Raw genomic sequence first — 21792 nt, forward strand, 5'->3', positions numbered from 1 at the left:
CACAACGACAGCTTCCGTCATCGGGCCGCCCTGCGATGCAGAACGATAAACCCAAACTCACGCCGCGCCAGCAGCAGATCTTCGAACTGATCCAGCAGGCCATCGCGCGCACCGGCTCCCCGCCCACGCGGGCCGAGATCGCGTCCGAACTGGGATTCCGTTCGGCCAACGCCGCTGAAGAGCACCTGCAGGCACTGGCTCGCAAGGGTGTGATCGAACTCGTGGGAGGCACATCGCGGGGCATCCGGCTCAAGGCCGACACGCTGCGCCACATCAACGAAGGCCGGCAACGCGCCTCCTCGCGTTCCGAAGGTGCACTGCCTTTCACCCTGTCTCTGCCCGGGCTCGAACAACTGGTGCTGCCCCTCGTGGGGCGCGTGGCCGCGGGCCAGCCTATCCTGGCTCAGGAACACGTCGAGCAGACTTATGCAGTCGAGCCCAGCCTGTTCAGTCGACGTCCCGACTACCTGTTGCGCGTCAAGGGCATGAGCATGAAGGACGTCGGCATCCTGGATGGGGACCTGCTCGCCGTGGCCCGGGCACGTGAAGCCCGTAACGGCCAGATCGTGGTAGCCCGGTTGGGCGACGAAGTGACGGTCAAGCGTTTTCAGCGAACGGCAGAGGGCGTCATGCTGCTGCCAGAGAACCCCGACTTTCAACCCATCCTGGTGCCACCCGAGCACCCCGACTTCGAGCTCGAGGGGCTGGCGGTCGGCCTGATCCGCAATCAGCTCTTGAACTGAGCGCCGGCACCTGTCGGTGCCGTTGTCCTGGTCACCGCACGGGTGGCGGGCATTCGCACGCATCTACAGCGTGCAATCCCGTGCGCTGACCTTCTTTCGAATCCTGCCGAACTTCGTCAGCAGTCAGGAGTTCACCATGATTCATCATTTCGCTCGGGCCCTGGCCGTACGCGAACAGGCGCCTCGCCCTCTGCCTCAGGAGCCGTTCTGGTCGCAGGACAGCGCCCACGGCCCTGCGACAACCGAGGACAAGGGGCAGCGTCGGCCCATCCGACCGAGACCATTGACCCCCTGGCAGGTGCGCCCTGCACCGGGTGGCGCCTCGGACACGCCCTCTTCCCCGAACGAGCAGCCCACGGTAGACAGCGCACACCTGAGCGGGCACCGGGCCTCCGCATGCGGGGTCCGCATTTGCACCGACCCCGCCGATGCGCGACGCACGGTGATCGCAGGGCGCTTCGCAGCGGTCTGTGCCGCGCTCGACCGACTGGTGCGCGAGCAGGAAGCCCTGGCCTGACGCGTCCCGCGCGGAGAGAACACAAAAAAACCCGCCAGGGGCGGTGCCCCGGGCGGGTTGGGACAGCCGGCGATCCTGTGCCGGCGGTGGATCCGGGATAGATCAGCCCATGTGCAGACCGCCGTTGACCGAGAAATCGGCGCCGGTGGCAAAGCCGGCTTCCTCGCTGGCAACCCACGACACCATCGACGCGATTTCCTCGGGCGTGCCCAGGCGCTTGACAGGGATCGTGGCGACGATCTTGTCGAGCACGTCCTGGCGGATGGCCCGCACCATCTCCGTGCCGATGTAACCCGGCGACACCGTGTTCACCGTCACGCCCTTGTTGGCCACTTCCTGGGCCAGGGCCATGGTGAAGCCGTGCATGCCGGCCTTGGCTGCCGAGTAGTTGGTCTGACCGAACTGGCCCTTCTCGCCGTTCACCGAGCTGATGTTGACGATGCGACCCCAGCCCCGATCGACCATGTCGTCGATGACCTGCTTGGTCACGTTGAACAGGCTGTTCAGGTTGGTGTCCATCACGGCATCCCAGTCCGCCTTCGTCATCTTGCGGAACATGCCATCTCGTGTGATGCCTGCGTTGTTCACCAGCACATCGATCGGGCCGTGCTCGGCCTTGGCCTTGCGGAAGGCTTCCACGGTCGACTCCCAGTCGGCCACGTTGCCCACCGAAGCGTAGAAGGTGTAGCCCAGCGCCTTCTGCTCGTCGAGCCACTTGACGTGGTCGCGGCTCGGGCCGCAGCCGGCGATGACCTTGTAGCCATCTTTGTGAAGGCGCTGGCAGATCGAGGTGCCAATGCCGCCCATGCCACCGGTCACGTATGCCACTTTCTGAGTCATGTCTATCTCCTCTTCCAAAGGTGTTTGTGGTGTCGCCGAACAGAAAACCGTGAACTCAACGCTCGATGGTCAGGGCCACGCCCATGCCACCACCGATGCACAACGAGGCGATGCCCTTCTTGGCATCACGGCGCCCCATCTCGTGCAGCAGCGACACGAGGATGCGACAGCCCGACGCACCAATGGGGTGCCCAATGGCGATCGCACCGCCGTTCACGTTGACCTTGCTGGTATCCCAGCCCATTTCCTTGTGCACGGCGCATGCCTGAGCGGCAAACGCTTCGTTGATTTCGAGGAGGTCGAGCTCGGCGGGCGTCCAGCCGGCACGCTGGAGCGCACGGCGCGAGGCCGGCACCGGCCCCATGCCCATCGTGGCCGGGTCCAGGCCAGCACTGGCGTACGAAGCAATACGGCCCAGCACGGGAAGCTTGAGTTCGGCCGCCTTGGCCGCCGACATCACCATCACGGCGGCAGCGCCGTCGTTGATGCCCGAGGCGTTGCCCGCCGTGACCGAGCCGGCCTTGTCAAAGGCGGGACGCAGGCCGGCCAGCGCTTCGGCGCTGGTCTTGCGGTTCACGAATTCATCGGTGTCGAAGACGACCGGGTCACCCTTGCGCTGCGGGATCACGACCGGCACGATCTCGTCCTTGAAACGACCCGCTTCGATGGCCGCCGCCGCCTTCTGCTGCGAAGCCAGGGCCAGTGCATCCTGCTCTTCGCGGCTGATGCCGTACTGCTTGGCCACGTTTTCGGCGGTGATGCCCATGTGGTACTGGTTGTAGACGTCCCACAGGCCATCGTTGATCATGGTGTCGACCATGGACCAGTTGCCCATGCGCATGCCGTCGCGCGAGTTCGGCACCACGTGCGGCGACAGGCTCATGTTCTCCTGACCACCGGCGATCACGATCTCGGCATCACCGTCGCGGATGGCCTGTGCGGCCAGCATCACGGCCTTCAGGCCCGAGCCGCACACCTTGTTGATCGTCATGGCGGGCACCGAATTGGGCAGGCCTGCCTTGATGACGGCCTGGCGTGCCGGGTTCTGACCGCAACCTGCCTGCAGCACCTGGCCCAGGATCACTTCGCTGATCTGCTCCCCGGACACCCCCGTGCGGCGCAGCAGATCCTTGATCACGACAGCACCGAGTTCCGCGGCCGGGGTCTTGGCCAGGGTTCCACCAAATTTGCCCACTGCGGTCCGTGCGGCTGCAACGATGACGATGTCGGTCATGTGACGCTCCTGTCTCTCAGTCAATGTCAATGAAGAGCCCGTGCGCCGGGCTCATGCGGTTCAAGCCTTGCGCAGCACGTAGCGGCCGGGCGCGGCTTCGATGGGGGGATGGGCCCGGCTTCCGGGCCGCGTGGGCGCAGCCACCTGCCTGCCCGCATGCTTCGACAGCCACTCCGTCCAGACAGGCCACCAGCTCCCCGGACGTTCTTCGGCCGTCGAGAGCCAGTCCGATGCGTGCTCAGGCAAGGCCCGTGCCACCTCGCCGCTGACCCAATGGCTGCGCTTCTTCTTCTCGGGCGGATTGATCACACCGGCGATGTGGCCCGATGCGCCCAATACAAACGTCTTCGGCCCCTGGACCACCTGTGTGGACGCGTAGGCGCTCTCCCAGGGCACGATGTGGTCCTCACGCGAACCGTAGATGAAGGTCGGCATGTCGAGCAGCCCGAGGTCGAGCGGCTCGCCGCACACTTCGACGGCCCCGGGCTGCACCAGCTTGTTTTCGAGGTAGGTGTTGCGCAGGTACCAGGTGTAGAACGGGCCCGGCAGATTGGTGCTGTCGCTGTTCCAGTACAGCAGGTCGAACGCCGGCGGGGGCTCGCCCTTGAGATAGTTGCCGACCACGTAGTTCCAGACCAGGTCGTTCGGGCGCAGGAACGAGAAGGTCGCGGCCAGATCACCGCCACGCATCAATCCCCCGCCCTTCGGACTGTCGGGCCCCATGGTCATCTCGCGCATGCGCACCATGGCCTCATCCACGAAGACGTCCATGATGCCGGTCTGGCTGAAATCCAGGAAGGCCGTCAGCAGCGTCAGACTGGCAACAGGGTGCTCTCCCCGAGCTGCCAGCGTGGCCAGTGCCGTGGCCAGCATGGTGCCGCCCACACAGAATCCCAGCGCATTGACCTGATCGGCGCCGGTGATGTCACGGGTGACCCGCAGCGCCTCGAACACACCTTGCTCGACATAGTCATCCCAGGTGGCCTGCGACAGGCTTTCGTCGGGGTTGACCCAGCTGACCATGAACACCCGGTGCCCCTGGGAAACCAGATGCCGCACGACCGAATTCTCGGGCTGCAGATCGAGGATGTAGAACTTGTTGATGCACGGCGGCACGAACAGGAACGGGCGCTCGTAGACCTTGTCGGTAAGCGGGGCGTACTCGATCAGTTGGAAGAACGCGTTTTCGAACACGACCTGGCCCGCACTGGTGGCCACGTTCTGCCCGACATGGAAGACGCTTTCGTCCGTCTGCGACAGATGCCCCTGTCGCAGGTCATGGAGGAGCTGCTGCACACCTTGCGTGATGCTGGTACCCCCGGTGTCGAGCGCCTTCTTCAGAGCCTCCGGGTTGAGTGCCAGGAAGTTGCTGGGCGCCGAGGCGTCCACCCACTGCTGAACGGCGAAGCGCACGCGCTCGCGGGCCTTGTCGTCGCCTTGCAGCGCATCGGCCAGCCGGCGCAGCGTGCGGCTGTTGAGCAAGTACATCGAAGCGGTGAACGCGGCGGCCGGATTGGCAGACCACTCCGGCGCGGCGAAGCGCTTGTCGGCGGGCTTCCACTCGGCCTGGCGGTCGATGGCCTGGTTCCACAAGCTCGTGGCCTGCTGCACGTAGTCCTGCTGGATGCGCTGCATCTCTTCAGGCGGCACGCTGAGCCCCGCGATCGACTGGATGGTGGCACCCAGGCTGCGGCCCATGGCCTCGGCGGCCTCGGTCATCGCAGAGGCTCCTGCGGGCAGGTCCATCTTCGGCCATCCGGGCGCAGACGCGCCGGACTGGCTCATCCACTGAGACAGGGACTGCTGCAGCGCGTCCGGGACGGCGGCAGGCCATGTGGGCGTCGCCCCGTTCTGGGGCCACTGGAACAGGCGCCCGGGCTCGACGCCCTGGCTGCGAGCCCAGTCCATCCACCGGGTGAAGTCCCATCCGCCTGCCTCAAGGCCGTTGACACCGGGCAGCCCCCGTGCAAAGGCCTGGAACGGAGCCGAGAACATCCCCGCGAAGTCGGCCGGGCCCTGCGAGCCCATCGCCGTTGCAGTCTCGGCGGCCTCCACGTTGACCGGCTCGGCCGGGCGGGCCGACGCCCGCTGGCGGGAACGCTTCGGGGGCGTCGCCGCGGCCTGAGCGGTCGGGCCGGAGGAAGAAACCTTGCTCGGCGCAGCGTCGCTTGCTGGCCGGGTGCGCGTGCTGCGCGACCTGGGAGATACCGCCATACGTCTCCTACTCACATGAGGCCCCATGCGGGCACATTCGATCCATGCATATTGCCCTATTCTGGAGGCACATTTTTCACGCGCCGATGACGACGAGCGGCTTTTGCCGTCTTTCCAACAGGGCCTCGGACCACGGTAAGCGCGGGCACCGCCTTCACAATATCGCCATGAATGCGGCACGCCGTCTGATCGTCGTCAAATCCCATGGTCACGGTGCGCGCCGTTACCGTCTGCAGGATTTCCCCTGAGAGCCTTGGAGAGCGTTGCCCGATGTGGACCTGGATAGTCGCGCTGGCCTGGATGTACGTGGCCTCCCTGATGGCGCTGGCGGAAGCCACCGACCCGCAGGGCACGGTGCTGGGCGCCATCATCACGTTCCTGTTCTACGGGGTCGGGCCACTCGCCCTGTTGATGTACTTGTTGAGCACCCCCGCCCGGCGCCAGGCTCGGCGCGCCGCCGAGGCCGGTGCGGCCATCCAGCGCAGTCAGGACGATGGCCCCGCTGCGCCCGCTGACTCAGGCGTCTCCCTGGAGCCAGATGCAAGCGGCCTGCCGACCCGTGCGCCCGGCATCCCGCCGGAACGAAAAGAACCGTGACGGCGCACTGACGGTACACCAGCGCCCCCCGCCGATCCGATCGTCCGCCATCCGCAGGGTCATGAGGCGATCACGGGCGAGCCCGGCCAGGTCGGCCAGCCAGCGCGGCGTCTCGTCGTCGGCGTGTGCAGGACGGGGCACGAACCGAGGATGCGCCTCGGCGGGATCGACGCCGAAAGCGGTCAGCACGTCCTCGCCCACCTCGAACACCGAGGGGCCGATACAGGGCCCCAGCCATGCGCGCACATCGCCCGGATCACAGCCGGTGGCATCGCACAACGCAGCGAGCCCGGTCTCCAGGATGCCCTTGCCCGCCATCTCGCCCGCCCCGGCCAAGCCACGCCAGCCTGCATGCAAGGCCGCTACACCGCGGCCTTGTGGGGCAGCCAGCAGCACGGGCAGGCAGTCGGCCACCATCACGACACAGGCCACCCCGGGTTCGGTGCACAGCGCCCCATCGGCTTCAGGCTGTACCGCCCCCACATGCTCGCCGGTCAATCGCACCACCCGGTTGCCATGCACTTGCTTCAGCCAGACAGGCCGTGCGCCGGTCAGGGCAGCCACGCGCGCCCGGTTGCCGGCCACGATCTCGGGTTCGTCCCCCACGTGGTCGCCCAGATTGCAGCTGCCGTACGGCCCGGTGCCCAGTCCCCCCGCACGGGCGGTCATCAGGGCACCGACACCCGCGCCCAGCGTCGGTTGTATCCAGCCGGACGGCAACAGCGGCGGGTTGGACGGCAGAGCGGTGTCGGGCGAGGCAGGCGGCTGGGTCATGGGCGGCGGAGGGCTATGATGCCGGCCCGATGCTAACCTGTGACGCCACACGCCCCCGATACGACCGGTGCGCCCGATGCGCCCGCGCGGGCATGCCCCTGTTGCAGCGTTTGCTGACGGGCTGGCTGCACGCGCCTGGCTCGCTGACTGCCCGCCTGCGCGCCCACGGCCCGGTCACAGTGCGCGTGCTGCGCCAGGGGCATCTGCGCCTGTGGCCGCAGGAGCAGGCTGCCATCGGGTGCCGTAGCGGGCACGTGCGCGAGGTCATGCTCATGGTGGATGGCCGGCCCGCGGTCTGGGCCCGCAGCGTCACCCCCCTGCTGGCCACACGAGGGGCGTGGCGGGCCATCAAAGGCCTGGGAACGCGCCCCCTGGCCGAGTTGCTGTTTGCCCATCGGCAGGTGCATCGCGGCCCTCTGCAGGCTAGGCGGCTGGCCGCAGCCTCCCGCGAGGGGGCGCTGGTGCGGCGCAGCTGGACCCGGGGGGCGGGCCCCTGGAACGACACTCCCCCGGCCTGGGTCCGCCATTCGGTGTTCCACCACAAGGGGCAGCCACTGCAGGTGCTGGAGGCTTTCTCGCCCTGGGTGGACACCCTGACGACCCCTCGTGGGGCCCGCTCTAGGCCATCCCGGGGCGCCCAGGGTCACACGCACCGCCGCCGTTGAGCCCGACCGCCTTGCCCTACACTTGGGTCCATGCTGTTTGCACGCCGAATCGAGCACTGCCAGGTCTGCGGCACCCCTGTCGAGCACAAGGTGCCTGCCGACGACAACCGCGAGCGGGCCATCTGCCCCTCGTGCGGCCACGTCCACTACGTCAACCCGCTGAACGTGGTGGGCACCGTGCCGGTCTGGGACGACCAGGTGCTGCTGTGCAAGCGCAACATCGAGCCGCGCAAGGGCTTCTGGACGCTGCCCGCCGGCTTCATGGAGCTGGGCGAGACCACCGCAGAGGGTGCCGCGCGTGAAACCGACGAGGAAGCCGGCGCCCACATCGAGCTGGGCGACCTGTACTGCGTGCTCAATGTGGTGAGCGCTGGCCAGGTCCACCTGTTCTACCGGGCCCGCCTGCTGGACACCGAGTTCGCGCCGGGCCCCGAGACCATGGAAGCCCGCCTCTTCCGGCAGGACGAGATTCCCTGGGACGATCTGGCCTTCCGCACCGTGCGAATGACACTGGAACGCTATTTCGCGGACCGGGAAACGGGTCAATTCGGCGTCCATTGCGCCGATATCCGTTGATCCACCCGCGCCGGCCCCGGGGCCTCGCGCGGGCACCGCTGCCCGCACACGACCGATGAATGCCCCTCAGGAACCCCTTGCTGCCCAGACCGCTCCTCGCGTGAGGGACGACCTGGTGACCCCCGATCCCTTGCTCGATTGCCTGATCGAGGTGTGCCGCCTGCATGGGATCGCGGCCTCGCGCGCCTCGCTGTCCGCCGGACTGCCGCTGGCAGATGGCCCCCTGACGCTCGCGCTCGCGGAACGGGCTGCAGGCCGTGCAGGCTTGGCCACCCGGGTCCAGCGCCTGCCACTGGCGGACATCGACCCGCTGATCCTGCCGGCCATCCTGATCCTCAAGGACAACCGCGCCTGCGTGCTGCTCTCCCGCGAGGCCAATGGGCTGTGCCGCATCCTGCTGCCCGAATCGGGTCAGGGTGCCGTTGCCCTGCCGCTGGCCGAGCTGCAGGCGCGTCACACCGGCGTGGTCCTGTCGGCGCGTCCGCACTTCCGTTTCGACGAGCGCGCCCCCGCGGTCCGTGCCACCCGTCAAGGGCACTGGTTCTGGGGCCCGGTGCTGGCCCAGCGCTTCGTCTACCGGGACGTGCTGTGGGCCGCCCTGCTCATCAACCTGTTCGCGCTGGCCTACCCCATCTTCTCGATGAACGTGTACGACCGCGTCGTGCCCAACCACGCCACCGAGACCCTGTGGGTGCTGGCCATCGGTGTGGTCCTGGTGCTCGGCAGCGACCTGTTCATCAAACTGCTGCGCAGTCACTTCGTCGACGAGGCGAGCGCCCGGATCGACGTACAGATCTCTGCCACGCTGATGGAACGGGTGCTGGGCATGCGCCTGGAGAACCGCCCGGCTTCGGTCGGCTCGTTCGCGGCCAACCTGCGTGGCTTCGAGCAGGTGCGCGACTTCATCGCCTCCGGCACCGTCACGGCGCTGATCGACCTGCCCTTCGCCCTGCTCTTCCTGGGCGTGATCGGCTGGATCTCGCCGTGGCTGATGGCCCCGGTGGTGGTCATCTTCCTGCTGATCGTGGTGGCCGGCTATGTGCTGCAGTTCCGCCTGCACGAGCTGTCACAGCAGACCTACCAGGCCTCGGCGCAGCGCAACGCCACCCTGGTGGAAAGCCTCACGGGCATCGAAACCATCAAGGCGCAGGGGGCGGAAAGCCTCATCCAGTCGCGCTGGGAGCGGGCGAACCAGTACCTGTCGGCCCTCAATGTGCGCATGCGCGCCCTGTCGTCCTCGGCCATGTACACGACCATGACGCTCACCCAGCTGGTGTCGGTCAGCATCGTTGTGATCGGCGTCTACCTGATCACCGACCGCCAGCTCACCATGGGTGGCCTGATCGCGGCCGGCATGCTCGCCAGCCGGGCGCTGGCCCCGGCCGGCCAGATCGTCGGCCTGCTGATGCAGTACCAGGGCGCACGCACCGCCCTCGAATCGCTCGAGAAGATCATGGGGCAGCCCGTCGAGCGCCCGGATGGCAGCGCCTTCGTGCAACGCCGCGAACTGAAGGGTGAGATCGAGTTCCGCCATGTGTCCTTCGCCTACCCGGGGCGGGACGACCGGTCGCTGGACGACGTGAGTTTCAAGGTGGCCGCGGGCGAACGCGTCGCCCTGATCGGCAAGGTCGGCTCGGGGAAGACGACGCTGCAGAAGCTGGTGATGGGGCTGTATCAGCCCACGGAAGGCGCCGTGCTGCTGGACGGCATCGACCTGCGCCAGCTGGACCCGGCCGACGTGCGCCGCAACATCGGCCACGTGTCGCAGGACGTGAACCTGTTCTTCGGCTCGCTGCGGGAGAACATCACCTTCGGCATGCCGCACGCCCAGGACGAAGCCATCGTGGCCGCGGCCGACACCGCCGGCCTGACCGAGTTCGTTCAGCGCCACCCGCAGGGCTTCGACCTGCCGGTGGGCGAACGCGGCGAGCTGCTGTCGGGCGGCCAGCGCCAGAGCGTGGGCATTGCGCGCGCCGTGCTGCACAACGCCCCCTTGCTGCTGCTGGACGAGCCGACCAGCGCCATGGACTTCTCGACCGAGGCGCTGGTGACGCAGCGCATGCAGGCCTTCTGCCAGGGCAAGACGGTGCTGCTGGTCACCCACCGCACGTCGATGCTGAGCTTTGTCGACCGGGTGATCGTGATCGACCAGGGCAAGGTGGTGGCCGATGGGCCGCGCGACCGCATCATGCAGGCGCTGACGGCGGGCCGCATCGCCCGCGCATCCTGACCGAGGGCCACAGACATGACGAACAAGCTGATCCGGTCAGGCCAGGGCGCCGTGCGGGTGCTCGAACGTGTGCGCGGGGTCATTGCCCCCGTGACCGACCCGCTGCTGGACCGCCTGGCGGGCCCGCGCATCGATGAAGCGCAGGCGCGTGAAGCCGGCATGCCGGCTTTCGAGCACGAAGCCGACGCCGTGATGTCCCGAGCCCAGACCCACCGGGCGCAGACCCTGGTGCGCTCGGCCGTGGCCGTGGCCGTGGTGCTGGTCGTCTGGGCCGCGCTGGCCGAGGTGGACGAGGTGGCCAAGGGCGATGCCAAGGTCATCCCCTCGCGGCAACTGCAGGTGATCCAGTCGCTCGATGGCGGCGTGGTGTCGGAGATCAAGGTGCAGGAAGGCCAGGTCGTCGAGGCCGGGCAGCTGCTGCTGCGCATCGACGAGACCCGGGCCACGTCGGGCGTGCGCGAGAGCGCCGCACAGGCTTTCGCCCTGCAGGCCAAGCAGGCCCGCCTCAAGGCCCTGGCCGAAGGCGACGTCTTCCGCCCGCCCACACCCCGGGACGGCGATGCCGAAGAGCAGCGCATCGTCGACGAAGAGCGCCAGTTGTACGACGCGCGCCGATCGGAACTCGCGGCCCTCGTGTCCATCAGCCAGCAGCAACTGGCCCAGCGCCAGCAGGAAGCCAGCGAGTACCGGGCGCGTCGCGACTCGGCGGCCCGTGCGCTCGATCTGTCTCAGCAGGAATTGACCAAGACCCGCCCGCTGCTGGCCACCGGCGCCGTGTCCGAAGTGGACGTGCTGCGCCTGGAACGGGATGTGACGCGCGCGCGCGGCGAGATGGAACAGGCCAGTGCCCAGATCGGCCGAGCCCAGGCGGCCATCAGCGAAGCCACCCGCAAGATCACCGAGACGGAGCTGTCGTTCCGCAACGAGGCGCGCAAGGAACTGTCTGACGTGCTGGCACGCCTGAACGCGCTCAACCAGGGCGCGGTGGCACTGGCGGACAAGGTCGACAAGGCCCAGGTGAAGTCGCCCGTGCGCGGTCGCGTGCAGCGCCTGCTGGCCAACACCGTGGGCGGGGTGGTGACGCCGGGCAAGGACCTCGTCGAGATCGTCCCGCTGGACGACGCCCTGGTGCTGGAGGCCAAGGTCCAGCCACGCGACATTGCCTTCATCCACCCTGGACAGCAGGCCACCGTCAAGTTCACAGCCTACGACTTCTCGGTCTATGGCGGCCTGGATGCCGTGGTCGAGAACATCAGCCCGGACACCGTCACCGACGAGCGCGGCCAGAACACCTTCTACATGGTGCGCGTGCGCACGCAGCGCGCCAACTTCAGCGAACAGATGCCCATCATCCCCGGCATGACCGCCGAGGTGGACATCCTGACCGGGAAGAAGACCGTGCTGTCCTACCTGCTCAAGCCGGTGCTCAAGGCGCGCTCGCACGCCCTGCGCGAGCGCTGAGCAAGGAGGTCACCGGCCACTCGGCCGACGCCCCAACAGCGCCGGGCCGGCATCAATCCGGCAGACGCACGGCCGGACCGGTCACGCCATCCAGGCCAGCCTGTGCCAGCGCCTGGATGTCGGCGGCGTCCGTCACCCCTTCGGCAAACACCTCCAGGCCCAGGCCATGCAGCATGCTGACCGTGGCCGAGACAAAGGCCGAGCGGGACGGGTCCTGCGCCACGCCGTGCACCACCGAGGCCTCCAGCTTCACGTAGTCCAGGCCGGCCTCGAACAGCAGGCTGATGCGGCTGAGCCGGTTGCCGGCGTGCTCCAGCCCCACGTGCGCGCCCAGCGGACGCAGCTGCTTGCACAGCTCGCGCACCATGTCGAAACGGTCGACGGCGGCGCTTTCATCCACCTCGAGCCACAGCAAACGGGCGGCCTCGGGCAGCGATGCCAAGCGCGCACGCAGGCGTGGCACGAAGCCGCTGTCAGCCAGCGAAGCCGGTGACAGGTTGACGCAGCGCGGCTCGCGGTCGGCCTCGATCTCCAGCAGGGCCAGCGCCACGGCGGCTTCGTCGATGCGGGCGATCACGCCGGTGCGCAAGGCCATCGGCAGCCAGGCGGCCGCAGGCTCATGGCCCCCTTCGGATTCGAACTGGATGCGCAGCGGGCATTCATGGTGGACCAGATGCCGGGCACGGTCGACCACCGGGTAGCGAACCAGTTGCAGGCGGCCTCCAGCCATGGCGTCCTCAAAGCGCACCCGCCAGGCGTCTTCGCCCAGCACAGCCACGTCCGGCCGGGGCATGTCGGCCGTCTCGACCGAGAACGGGCCCCGGCTCTCGGCACGGGCGAGCGCCGAGTCGGCTGCAGCCAGCACCTGGGCCACCGGCATGCCGCGGTGCCACCCCACGGCCCCCACCACGATCTGGGCCGGCGAGGCCATCTCACCCAGCACGCGTCGCAGCACATCGGCGAAGTAGGCCGCAGGCGGCGGGGCCACATCGCCCTGGCTCACCAGCACGGCGAAATCGCCACCGTTCAGACGCCCCCGCGCCACCCCGGGCACATCGGCCCACACGCCACGCAGCACGCCGGCGACCTTCTGCAACAGCGCGTCGGTCGCGCGGTGGCCCAGCTGGCGGTTGATGCCCGTCAGGTCCAGCACCCGGATGAGGTAGAGCATGCCGTCGCCCGGGCCTTCCTCGGCCGCCACCGTGGTCCGCAACTGGGCCATGAAGTGGGTCCGGTGCGAGAGGCCGGTGAGCGGGTCGCAATGCGCCTGCTGGCGCAGTTGCTCCACCTGGGCGGACTGCTCCTCGAACAGCGATTTCAGACGCTGGACCACCTCGTTCATGGCCCGGCTCAGACGGGCCAGTTCGGGCACGGCCGGCTCGGCCACGGTCACGAAGCGCCGCTCCATCAGCGCCTGGGCCTGGGCCACCGTGGCATCCAGCGGCGAGCGGATGCGCCGCACGCCGAACGCCGCGGCCACACCGGCCAGGGCGCCCAACGCGGCCAGCAGGCCTGCCGTCTTCAGGCTGCCCTGCCAGAGTTGCTGGTGCGCGAACGAGGCGTGACTGACCACCTCGACCGAACCCAGCGCGCGCCAGCCGTCCGACACCTGGGCCACGCCCGGCACCGACACGACGGGCACCAGGTGCACGAACCAGCCGGGCGCCTGCGGGGCCTGCGCATCGGCATCCGCCTCTCGGGAGAAGACCACCCGCCCGGCGGCATCCCGCATGGTGATGCGCTGGTAGAAACCGGTGTCGAACATGGCCGCCGCGGTCAGCTCGATGGCCGTCCGGTCGCCCTTCTGCTGCGACAGGCTCAAGGCCAGCGACTGGGCGTTGTCGGCGTTCTTCAGCCGCAACTGCGTTTCCAGATACCCGCGGGCCGACACCATCCAGACGGCGAAGCTGCCGAAGAACGCCAACAACAGCGTCGCCAGCAACAACAACCAGATCTGACGAATCAAGGACATAGACACTCCACCTGTACGGCGTTCACCACCACCCCTCCGACCGGGCCTTCAGCAGCACCTCGCGCCAGCGCGACAGCCGCGCCACCGGGTCACCTGCGGTCGAACTCCCGACACCTTGCCACAAGCCTTCGGCGTTGAAGCTGAAAACTGGCGTCAAATCGGGCCGCCGTGACGCCGGCCGGATCTCGGTCACCAGGTTGTCCAGAATGAGGGGCTCGGCGTCGGGTTGAGCATAGTAGGCGAGCACCATGTGCGCCTGCACCGTGCCCGCGGTCTGCGCACGCACGTACACCATGCGCATTTTCGCGCTGGGCACACCGGCCGCCATCAGCGCGAAGTACTTGCCGATGGCGTAGTCCTCGCAGTCGCCCTGGCCGCGCGCCAGCATCTCGAGGGGCGAGGCCCAGTAATCCACCAGGCTCCAGACTTCCCGGTCGTCCTTGTACTGAACCTGGCGGTTGAAAAAGGTGTTCAGAGCGCGCAGGCGGGCTTCCTCGTCCTGGGGGGCAACCTCGGCGATTTCCTGCAGCAGGGCCTGGACGCGTGCCACGGTGGTGGGCCCCATGCGCTGAGCCTGGGACAGCACCCGAGGCGGGTCGAGCGCCCATCCGACCGCCGCGCCCCACAGCGCCGTCACGAGCGCCAGCAGGCCCGCGAACCACAAGGCACGCAGGCCTAGGCCCCTCGCTCGAACGAGGTGCGGCACAGGCGCAGACGCAGGAAAAGTCACCACAGTTCGGTATCGGCCGCTGGCGGCCAGACTTGAAAACCGTCCTTCACCGTTCAGGCAAGGGGGGCCCCCTTGCACGAAGGGGATCACCCCCTGCAGGGCTACACACCTTTGGTGACAAAATGGGCTGTTTACGAACACAGAAGTAACCAGGGCGCCTCACCGTTGTAGTTCGAGGGCCCACTGGCCGATATTCCAGGCCTGTCTCTCCCTGAAGGCAACACAGTGACGCAGAATACGACCAAGTTCGGCCTGACCGCCCTGATGCTGGCCAGCCTCAGCACCCTGGCTTCCGCCCAGACACCGGCTGGCATGGCCGCCGCCGTGCAGAAGGCACTCAGCACCAACCCCGAAGTCACCGCCCGTCTGAACGCGCTGCAGGCTGCGGCCAACGAAACCGACGTGGCCCGGGGCGGCTTCCTGCCCCGTGTCGACCTCAACGCCAGCGTGGGCCGCGACCGCGACCGCATCACCTCGCGCGACCCCGAAAACCGCAGCCTGAGCCGCAACGGCGTGGCCCTGAGCGCCACCCAGATGCTCTGGGACGGCCAGGCCACCCGCAAGGAAGTCGAGCGCCTGGGCCATGCCCGTACCGTGCGCTATTTCGAGTTCCTGTCTGCCAGCGAGGACACCGCCCTGGAAGCCGCGCGCGCCTATCTGGACGTGCTGCGCTACCGCAAGATGGTGCAACTGGCCGAGGACAACTATGTCCAGCACAAGTACGCAGCAGACCAACTGCAGTCGAAGTTCAAGGCGGGCGTGGGCCGTGGTGTGGATGCCGAGCAGTCCAACGCACGCCTGGCCCTGGCCGAATCGAACCTGACCACCGAAATCGCCAACCTGCATGATGTCAGCGCCCGTTTCCTGCGGATCGTGGGCGAGGCCCCGACACCCAGCCTGCCGCAGCCGGCCGGTCTGGACAAGGGACTGCTGGCCGCCAACGCCGAGCACGTGAACCAGGCGCTGGCGCGCAACCCGGCCATCAGCGCGGCCGTCGAGAACCTGCGTGCCGTGGAAGCTCAGGCCGAAGGCCGCGAGAGTGCCTTCCAGCCGCGCGTGGAAGCCCGCGTGCGCACCGGCATGGGCAACAACTTCGACGGCGTGCAGAACCAGAAGCGCGACACGGCCGCCGAACTGGTGCTGAACTGGAACCTCTACAACGGGGGCTCGGATCGCGCCCGCGTGCGCCAGTTCGCCGACCTGATCAACCAGGCGGCCGATCAGCGTGACAAGGCCTGCCGTGACGTTCGCCAGACCAGTGCCATCGCCCACAACGACATCCGCAAGCTGCGTGACCAGCTCGCCGCGCTGGACCGTAACGTGCTGGCGATCGAGAAAGCCCGCGACGCCTATCGTCAGCAGTTCGACATCGGCCAGCGCAGCCTGCTGGACTTGCTGAACTCGGAGAACGAGCTCTACACCGCCCGCCGCGCCTACGCCAACGCAGAGCATGACCTGCTGCTGGCCTATGCGCGCTCTCAGGCGGCCCGCCACACGCTCATCAGCACGCTCGGTCTGACCCAGGACGGCAACCAGTCGGACCTGGTCAAGGACTGGCAGGCTGCCGACGATGCGGCACAGCGCTGCCCGGTGGTCTCCGTTGAAGTCAGCCCGACCAGCCGCGAAGAACTGGATGCCCGTGCCCGCAAGCTGGCGGTGCCGGCAGCCGCCGTGGCCCCGGTGGCGGCACCGGCGGTTCAGTCGTCTGCCGTGCAAGCGAAGGCACCTGCGTCGGCCGAGGCCGTCACCCAGCGCCTGCGCGACTGGGCCGCCGCCTGGATGTCGAAGGACGCCGACCGCTATCTGAGCTTCTACGCCCGCGGCTTCAAGCCCAGCAAGGGCTCGGTGGCCCAGTGGACGGCAGACCGTCGTCGCCTCGTGACCAAGCCTGGCGCCATCGATGTGCAACTCGACCAGATCAAGGCCACGGCCCAGGGTGACACCGTCGTGACGACCTTCGAGCAGGGTTACAGCTCGAGCAACTTCAAGGACCGGACCGCCAAGGCGCTGACCTGGCAGCAGCAGGACGGCCAGTGGGTCATCGTGCGGGAAAGCAACCGCTGAGATCCGTGCGTCTTTCACACCCGCCGTGCGCGGGTTGAAGGCACACTGAAGGCGTTGCCAGCCCGGTTGTTTGTGGACTGACAACGGGACACGCCGGATATCGGTGGTCGTCACGGGCATGGACCGCTGCTTGGCAGCGCGAGGCGGGGTGACCCCGCCCTGGCCCGACCGCCAGTGAGGCGGCCCTGTCATCAGGGAGTTCGGCGCAGCCAGGTCACCTCGGCGCGCCAGGCGGGGCGGTGAGCCCTCCCGACAGACCCGTCGTGCTCGTGCAGTGCGGCGGGTTTTTTCTTGGGTCATGCGTAGGGCCGCCACACCGGGATGCCAGCCACCCGTGCCTGCAGAACCATGTCTTCCGTCCCCGGGCCGCCGGGAAAGGCCACCACGCCATCCGGCCGTCCCTCGAGCAGCATGCGCGTGTTGCGCAGTGGACTGGCGGCCATCCCCACCCTCGCCCACTGCTCTGGCGAAATGGGAAAAGGCTGCCGCCGGATCCCCCGGGCCACGGCCCACTGATCGGCCAGCGTGTCCACCCCGGCAGCAGCGCCATGGATGAGCATGTCCACTCGGCGGCGGGTCAGCACCAGGTCCAATGCGTGGAACACGGCATGCCGGTCCGGGAAGACGAGGCTGCCGCAGACCAGCAAGCGCATGGGCGCCCGCTCCGAGGCGACCCAGCTCTCGCAGCCCGAGTCGCCCTTGGCCTGAACGCTCACCGCCCCCTGCGCTTCGTTCAGCAGACAGATGGCCTTGAGCGGGCTGTCAGCCCGGCGAGGGCTGCCACCGTAGTGCTGGCAGTGCCAGCACGGCATGGGACATGGAGGAGACCAAGTGGAAACGGACACGCATCGCAGTCTGGCAGGCGGTCGTCGGCCTTGCACTTTCGTGTGCCGAGGTCAGGGCGTCGTCAGGGTCATGCGGGGGCGTCGACCGGACGCCAGTCGCGCGCCACGGCGTCCGTCATGTCGTCCACAAGGGTGTAACGGCGTCGGTACATGGCCCGCTTGCGGGCGTCGATGTCCTCCAGCGGCCGTCTCGGCGCCTGCAGCGGCAGATGCCAGTAACCCTGGGCGCCGGCTTGCCCGCCCGCCTCGGACCAGAACGCCCGGTAATCGAAATGCACCCGATCGCGGGCACGGCTGCCGTCGGCGGCCTTCACCTGCCACTCCGCATCGATGCCTTCCAGCCGAGGCACCGACCAGGCCTGCATCAGCGCACGGCAGACCTCCAGCAGGGCATGGTGCGGACGCAGGCCGTGCAAGGCCTTGGTGAGCTGTCGGATGCGGTCCCGCCCCTCTTCTTCGCGGACCGCTCCCTGCACAGAACCGATGTAAGCCACGTCGCCCACCACCGTGAAGGACAGCATGAAGAGGTGAACCCCGTCGCCATCGAACAGGCTCAGCATCCAGATGCCCTCCTGAGGCGCAAGGCGGTTGGTGCCCAGGCGCACGCTGCATCCCGATGCGTCGTCACACCAGACCATCCATTCGCTGAGCCCCACCGAAGGGGCACGCGTATCCAGCAGGCGTGGCACCACGGCTTGCAAGCCGGCCGCCAGGGCCCGAAAGCGGGCGCGGGCACCCAGGCGTACGTCGAAGCCGCAATCGAATGCCGAGAGGTAGAGGCGCCGGTTGTGCTGCAAAACGGTCGCGACCTCGGGCACGCCGGCTACGGCACGCTCGAACTCCGGCCGCAACGGAAAGGTGACGGTATACAGCCACGCAGTCTTCAGCAGGCGGCCCACGTTGGAGCGGCGCGTGCGCTTGAGGGCAAGGTACTCCCCCATGGACGGCCAACGCAGGACGTCGGCGTGGGCGGGACTCGGCGGGATCACGACTCGGCCTCCGGTTCGAACACGGCCAACAGGGTGGGCAGGAGCAGCAGCGTGAACACCGTGGCCGACACGATGCCGCCCACGATCACCAGGGCGAACGGTCGCTGGGTTTCTGACCCGATGCCGCGCGACAGCGCCGCGGGCAACAGCCCCAGGCCGGCCATCAGCGCCGTCATCAGAATGGGTCGCAGGCGCACCACAGCCCCTTCCACGATGGCCTTGCTGCGGCTCAGACCGTTGTCCAGCTTGGCCTGCACCTCTTCGACCAGGATCACCCCGTTCTGCACGCAGATGCCCGCCACCGCGATGAAGCCCACGGCAGCCGAGATCGACAGGTGCATCCCGGCCAGGCCCAGCGCCACAAAACCGCCGATCAGGGTGAAAGGCACCATGGCCAGCACCAGAGAGGCTCGCAGCACCGACCGGAAGGCCCAGAACAGCAACACGAAGATGCCCCCCAGCGACAAGGGCACGACCACGAGCAACCGCTTGAGTGCACGCTGCTGGTTCTCGAACTGACCGCCCCAAGTCATGGTGTAGCCGGGCGGCAGCCGCACGGCGCGTGCGACCTTGTCCTGGGCTTCGGCCACGAAACTGCCCTGGTCACGCCCGCGGAGGTTGGCCTTGATGTGCACCATGCGGCCGCCGGCTTCACGCGAGATCCGAGTCGGCCCCTGTCGGACCGACACCGAGGCCAGTTCGGACAAGGGCACGCTGCCGCCGCCCGGCAAGGCCACGGGCAGGCGCCCCACGGACTCGATCGCATCGCGATACGGTCGATCGAAGCGCAGGGTCACGTCCACGTTGCGCCGGGCTTCGTAGAAGGTGTTGACCGCGCGCCCACCCAGGGCCGTCTCCACCAGGGCGTTGAAGTCTTCGATGGTGATGCCGTGCCGCGCCAGGCGATCGCGGTCGGGCAGGATGGCCACCTCGCTGAGGCCGCTGATGCGGATGGGTTCCACATCGGCTGCCCCCCGGATGCCGGACAGCACGGCCGCCACCTGGTCGGCCTTCTGGCTCAGTACATCGAGGTCGGGCCCGAAGATCTTGATGGCCAGCTCTCCCTTGCCACCTGACAGGGCTTCCTCGACGTTGTCCTGGATCACCTGGCTGAAGTTCGGGTGCACCCCGGGCAGGCCCGACATGCGGCCCGCCAGGTGGTCCACCAGGGCTTCCTTGTCGGCGAAGCGCCAGGTGGCGCGCGGCTTCAGGTCGGCCAGCATTTCGATGCTGTTGGGCCCCTTGGGATCGGTGCCGTCATCGGGGCGGCCGATGTGGGTGACGACCTTGCGAACCTCCGGCGTGTCCAGCAGGATCGCGCGCAGGCGGGATTCCACCGCCTTGGTGGCGGCCATGCTGCTCGAGGGCGGCAGGCTCAGGGTGATCCACAGATTGCCTTCGTCCAGCTTGGGGAGGAATTCGCTGCCCAGCAGAGGCACCAGGAGCAAGGCTGCGCCGAGCACCGCCACGGAGCCAGCGACCACCGCCTTGCTTCGGACGCGACACCACAGCAGGGCCGTCAGGTACCGGTCCTTGATGGCCTCCATCCACGGCAGGTGCTTTTCCAGCAGCGTGCGGCGGCCCAGCAGGAAGGCCAGCATGGTGGGCACCCAGGTCAGGGTCAGCACAACGGCGCCGGCCAGGGCGAACGACAGCGTGAACGCCATGGGCGAGAAGATCTTGCCCTCGACGCGCTGGAACGTGAAGATGGGCAGGAAGGCCAGCACGATGATGGCCTTGGAGAACACGATCGGGTGTCCCATGGCCGTGGCCGTCTGCCGCAATGCGATCATGCGGTGCGCCGCGTCCGAGCGCGCCGGGCCTTCGGCGGCGTCGAGCGTCAGGCGGACCATCAGGGCCTCGACCAGCACCACGGCCGAATCGATGATGATGCCGAAGTCGACGGCCCCCAGCGAGATCAGGTTGGCCGACATGCCCTTGAGGTGCATCAGCGTGAATGCCGTCAGCAGAGACAGCGGAATCACGCTGGCCACGATGAGTGCTGCAGCCCAGTTCCGCAGAAACAGCACCAGGATGGCAACGACCAGCACGGCGCCCACGAGCATGTTCTCGGCAACGGTGTGAACGGTGTGCTCGATGAGGTCGCGGCGGTCGTAGATGCGTTCGACGCGGACGCCCTTGGGCAGGCGCTCGGACAGGGCTTTCAGGCCGCCATCCAGCGCCGCGATGACCTTGGCCGGGTCTTGCCCCCGCGTCATGTTGATGATGCCCTCGACAACGTCGTCATCGTGGTCCAGCGCCACACGCCCCGCGCGCTCGCGTTCGCCCCAGGCGACCTCGGCGACGTCACCGACCGTGATGGCCAGTCCGTTGCGGGCCAGAACCACGGCGCGGCGCACGTCGTCCAGGGAGTTGAACAGGCCGAGCGAGCGCACGACCAGGGCCTCGTCACCGCGCTGCAGCACACCGCCCCCAGCATTGGCGCTGCCCTTGTTCAGCGCCGCCTGCAGGTCGGCCAGCGAGAGGTTGAACTTCACCAGCGCGTCCGGGCGCACGCGCACCTGCACCTCGCGCATGGCCCCGCCGATCGTGACAACGTCGGCGATGCCGGGCACGCGGCGCAGCAACGGGCGTACGACGGTGTCCTGAATGGTGCGAATCTCGGACAGCGGCATGCCGGCAGGACCGCGCAGGGTGTAGCGGAAAACCTCGCCCACCGCCGTGGTGAGCGGCGCCAGCTGCGACGTCGTGCCGGGGGGCAACGAGACGTTCTGCAGCTTCTCCAGCACCTGCTGACGTGCGAAGTAGTCGTCCGTCCCATCGGAGAACAGCAACGTGACGACAGACAGACCGGTCATCGACACCGAACGCAGCTGGGTGATGCGGGGCACCCCGCTCATCTCGGCTTCGATCGGACGGGAGATCATGCGCTCGACTTCTTCGGGCGCAGCGGAGGGATAGGGGGTGATGATCTGGACCTGAACGTCCTGCACATCGGGAAAGGCCTCCACCGGCAGGTTCACGACGGCATAGCCCCCCACCAGCAGCAGTGCTGTGATGGCGATCACCACGAAAACGCGCTGCATGAGCGCGAAGCGGACCATTTTTTCGAGCATGTCAGTCGTCCGATGCCAGTTCGGCTTCCAGCAGGACGGCGCCCTGCGTCACCACCCGGTCGCCGGGCCGCAGGCCCGCGCGCACGTGGCTCACCTCGCGGCCCCGGTGGGCCAGCGTGACCGCGGTCCGAGCGAGCAGACCGGGGCTGCGCTCCACGAACACGAAGTCCTGCACCCCGACGGTGACCAGGGCGCTGTTGGGTACGACCACGGCAGGCTCGGCCCCATCGGCCAGCGGCGCCAGACGAACAAAGAGCTCAGGCC

At 68.1% G+C, this 21792-nt stretch carries 17 protein-coding genes and 1 pseudogene; 8 read left to right on the forward strand and 10 right to left on the reverse strand.

Going from position 1 to position 21792, the window contains the following annotated elements; genetic code table 11:
- Nucleotides 1-35 precede the first annotated feature (35 nt).
- Both lexA and QZ709_RS08970 read left to right on the forward strand, forming a co-directional pair.
- The gene (gene lexA / locus QZ709_RS08965; protein ID WP_294636930.1) at nucleotides 36-743 is read left to right on the forward strand and encodes a transcriptional repressor LexA; all 708 of its coding nucleotides are present in this window, start codon (nucleotides 36-38) and stop codon (nucleotides 741-743) included.
- Between the two features lie 136 nt (nucleotides 744-879).
- Nucleotides 880-1260 carry a hypothetical protein gene (locus QZ709_RS08970; RefSeq protein ID WP_294636931.1) on the forward strand — a complete coding sequence of 127 codons (381 nt, stop codon included), beginning with the start codon at nucleotides 880-882 and terminating at the stop codon, nucleotides 1258-1260.
- A gap of 102 nt (nucleotides 1261-1362) precedes the next feature.
- Here QZ709_RS08970 and QZ709_RS08975 read toward each other — a convergent pair whose 3' ends face one another.
- Genes QZ709_RS08975 through phaC form a run of 3 tightly spaced genes read right to left on the reverse strand, consistent with a single transcriptional unit; the run spans nucleotide 1363 to nucleotide 5032 of the window.
- Nucleotides 1363-2100, reverse strand: a complete 738-nt coding sequence (locus tag QZ709_RS08975) for a 3-ketoacyl-ACP reductase (protein WP_294636932.1) — start codon at nucleotides 2098-2100, stop codon at nucleotides 1363-1365.
- A 55-nt stretch (nucleotides 2101-2155) separates the two neighbouring features.
- The gene (locus QZ709_RS08980) at nucleotides 2156-3334 is read right to left on the reverse strand and encodes an acetyl-CoA C-acetyltransferase (protein WP_294636934.1); all 1179 of its coding nucleotides are present in this window, start codon (nucleotides 3332-3334) and stop codon (nucleotides 2156-2158) included.
- A gap of 60 nt (nucleotides 3335-3394) precedes the next feature.
- The gene (phaC, locus tag QZ709_RS08985) at nucleotides 3395-5032 is read right to left on the reverse strand and encodes a class I poly(R)-hydroxyalkanoic acid synthase (RefSeq protein WP_294636950.1); all 1638 of its coding nucleotides are present in this window, start codon (nucleotides 5030-5032) and stop codon (nucleotides 3395-3397) included.
- 786 nt (nucleotides 5033-5818) lie between these two features.
- Between phaC and QZ709_RS08990 the strand changes: the two genes are divergently transcribed.
- Nucleotides 5819-6145 (forward strand): hypothetical protein, encoded by a 327-nt coding sequence (locus QZ709_RS08990; protein WP_294636935.1) that lies wholly within the window; start codon nucleotides 5819-5821, stop codon nucleotides 6143-6145.
- Here the strand turns inward: QZ709_RS08990 and pgeF are convergent.
- Nucleotides 6065-6919, reverse strand: a complete 855-nt coding sequence (gene pgeF / locus QZ709_RS08995) for a peptidoglycan editing factor PgeF (RefSeq protein ID WP_366937158.1) — start codon at nucleotides 6917-6919, stop codon at nucleotides 6065-6067. The genes QZ709_RS08990 and pgeF overlap by 81 nt on opposite strands.
- A 92-nt stretch (nucleotides 6920-7011) precedes the next feature.
- On the opposite strand from pgeF, the gene QZ709_RS09000 reads away from it, so the two are divergent.
- Genes QZ709_RS09000 through QZ709_RS09015 form a run of 4 tightly spaced genes read left to right on the forward strand, consistent with a single transcriptional unit; the run spans nucleotide 7012 to nucleotide 11851 of the window.
- Nucleotides 7012-7584, forward strand: a complete 573-nt coding sequence (locus QZ709_RS09000) for a chorismate lyase (protein ID WP_294636937.1) — start codon at nucleotides 7012-7014, stop codon at nucleotides 7582-7584.
- Nucleotides 7585-7614: 30 nt separating this feature from the next.
- Nucleotides 7615-8160: an NUDIX hydrolase gene (locus QZ709_RS09005; RefSeq protein ID WP_294636938.1), complete on the forward strand. Its 546-nt coding sequence runs from the start codon at nucleotides 7615-7617 to the stop codon at nucleotides 8158-8160.
- 55 nt (nucleotides 8161-8215) lie between these two features.
- Nucleotides 8216-10390, forward strand: coding sequence for a type I secretion system permease/ATPase (locus QZ709_RS09010; protein WP_294636939.1), 2175 nt, complete (start codon nucleotides 8216-8218; stop codon nucleotides 10388-10390).
- A 15-nt stretch (nucleotides 10391-10405) separates the two neighbouring features.
- A complete protein-coding gene (locus QZ709_RS09015) occupies nucleotides 10406-11851 on the forward strand; it encodes an HlyD family type I secretion periplasmic adaptor subunit (protein ID WP_294636940.1) in 1446 nt (481 codons plus the stop codon).
- A 52-nt stretch (nucleotides 11852-11903) separates the two neighbouring features.
- Here QZ709_RS09015 and QZ709_RS09020 read toward each other — a convergent pair whose 3' ends face one another.
- Both QZ709_RS09020 and QZ709_RS09025 read right to left on the reverse strand, forming a co-directional pair.
- On the reverse strand, nucleotides 11904-13823 hold the full coding sequence (locus tag QZ709_RS09020) for an EAL domain-containing protein (protein ID WP_294636941.1): 1920 nt from the start codon (nucleotides 13821-13823) through the stop codon (nucleotides 11904-11906).
- Between the two features lie 22 nt (nucleotides 13824-13845).
- On the reverse strand, nucleotides 13846-14487 hold the full coding sequence (locus QZ709_RS09025; protein WP_294636943.1) for a transglutaminase-like cysteine peptidase: 642 nt from the start codon (nucleotides 14485-14487) through the stop codon (nucleotides 13846-13848).
- 291 nt (nucleotides 14488-14778) lie between these two features.
- On the opposite strand from QZ709_RS09025, the gene QZ709_RS09030 reads away from it, so the two are divergent.
- The gene (locus tag QZ709_RS09030) at nucleotides 14779-16617 is read left to right on the forward strand and encodes a TolC family outer membrane protein (RefSeq protein WP_294636944.1); all 1839 of its coding nucleotides are present in this window, start codon (nucleotides 14779-14781) and stop codon (nucleotides 16615-16617) included.
- Nucleotides 16618-16913: 296 nt separating this feature from the next.
- On the opposite strand, the gene QZ709_RS09035 is transcribed toward QZ709_RS09030, so the two are convergent.
- The 4 genes and pseudogenes from QZ709_RS09035 to QZ709_RS09050 form a co-directional block, all read right to left on the reverse strand.
- A complete protein-coding gene (locus QZ709_RS09035; protein WP_294636945.1) occupies nucleotides 16914-17429 on the reverse strand; it encodes an SLOG family protein in 516 nt (171 codons plus the stop codon).
- A 101-nt stretch (nucleotides 17430-17530) separates the two neighbouring features.
- Nucleotides 17531-18451 carry a DUF535 family protein gene (locus tag QZ709_RS09040; protein WP_294636946.1) on the reverse strand — a complete coding sequence of 307 codons (921 nt, stop codon included), beginning with the start codon at nucleotides 18449-18451 and terminating at the stop codon, nucleotides 17531-17533.
- Entirely contained in the window at nucleotides 18448-21528 is a 3081-nt protein-coding gene (locus tag QZ709_RS09045; protein WP_294636947.1) for a CusA/CzcA family heavy metal efflux RND transporter, read from the reverse strand. The genes QZ709_RS09040 and QZ709_RS09045 overlap by 4 nt, the downstream gene beginning before the upstream one ends.
- A gap of 1 nt (nucleotide 21529) precedes the next feature.
- Nucleotides 21530-21792 (reverse strand): annotated as a pseudogene (locus QZ709_RS09050) (efflux RND transporter periplasmic adaptor subunit); the annotation flags it as partial.

Origin of the sequence: uncultured Aquabacterium sp., from assembly GCF_913773725.1 — a bacterium.
In the GTDB taxonomy this organism is placed as follows: domain Bacteria; phylum Pseudomonadota; class Gammaproteobacteria; order Burkholderiales; family Burkholderiaceae_C; genus Aquabacterium.

What these genes read in the sequence shown, in the direction of transcription:
- lexA (WP_294636930.1), top strand. Translation starts at nt 36, where the DNA reads ATGCAGAACGATAAACCCAAACTCACGCCGCGCCAGCAGCAGATCTTC.
- QZ709_RS08970 (WP_294636931.1), top strand. Translation starts at nt 880, where the DNA reads ATGATTCATCATTTCGCTCGGGCCCTGGCCGTACGCGAACAGGCGCCT.
- QZ709_RS08975 (WP_294636932.1), bottom strand. Translation starts at nt 2,100, where the DNA reads ATGACTCAGAAAGTGGCATACGTGACCGGTGGCATGGGCGGCATTGGC.
- QZ709_RS08980 (WP_294636934.1), bottom strand. Translation starts at nt 3,334, where the DNA reads ATGACCGACATCGTCATCGTTGCAGCCGCACGGACCGCAGTGGGCAAA.
- phaC (WP_294636950.1), bottom strand. Translation starts at nt 5,032, where the DNA reads ATGGGCCGCAGCCTGGGTGCCACCATCCAGTCGATCGCGGGGCTCAGC.
- QZ709_RS08990 (WP_294636935.1), top strand. Translation starts at nt 5,819, where the DNA reads ATGTGGACCTGGATAGTCGCGCTGGCCTGGATGTACGTGGCCTCCCTG.
- pgeF (WP_366937158.1), bottom strand. Translation starts at nt 6,919, where the DNA reads ATGACCCAGCCGCCTGCCTCGCCCGACACCGCTCTGCCGTCCAACCCG.
- QZ709_RS09000 (WP_294636937.1), top strand. Translation starts at nt 7,012, where the DNA reads ATGCCCCTGTTGCAGCGTTTGCTGACGGGCTGGCTGCACGCGCCTGGC.
- QZ709_RS09005 (WP_294636938.1), top strand. Translation starts at nt 7,615, where the DNA reads ATGCTGTTTGCACGCCGAATCGAGCACTGCCAGGTCTGCGGCACCCCT.
- QZ709_RS09010 (WP_294636939.1), top strand. Translation starts at nt 8,216, where the DNA reads ATGAATGCCCCTCAGGAACCCCTTGCTGCCCAGACCGCTCCTCGCGTG.
- QZ709_RS09015 (WP_294636940.1), top strand. Translation starts at nt 10,406, where the DNA reads ATGACGAACAAGCTGATCCGGTCAGGCCAGGGCGCCGTGCGGGTGCTC.
- QZ709_RS09020 (WP_294636941.1), bottom strand. Translation starts at nt 13,823, where the DNA reads ATGTCCTTGATTCGTCAGATCTGGTTGTTGTTGCTGGCGACGCTGTTG.
- QZ709_RS09035 (WP_294636945.1), bottom strand. Translation starts at nt 17,429, where the DNA reads ATGCCGTGCTGGCACTGCCAGCACTACGGTGGCAGCCCTCGCCGGGCT.
- QZ709_RS09045 (WP_294636947.1), bottom strand. Translation starts at nt 21,528, where the DNA reads ATGCTCGAAAAAATGGTCCGCTTCGCGCTCATGCAGCGCGTTTTCGTG.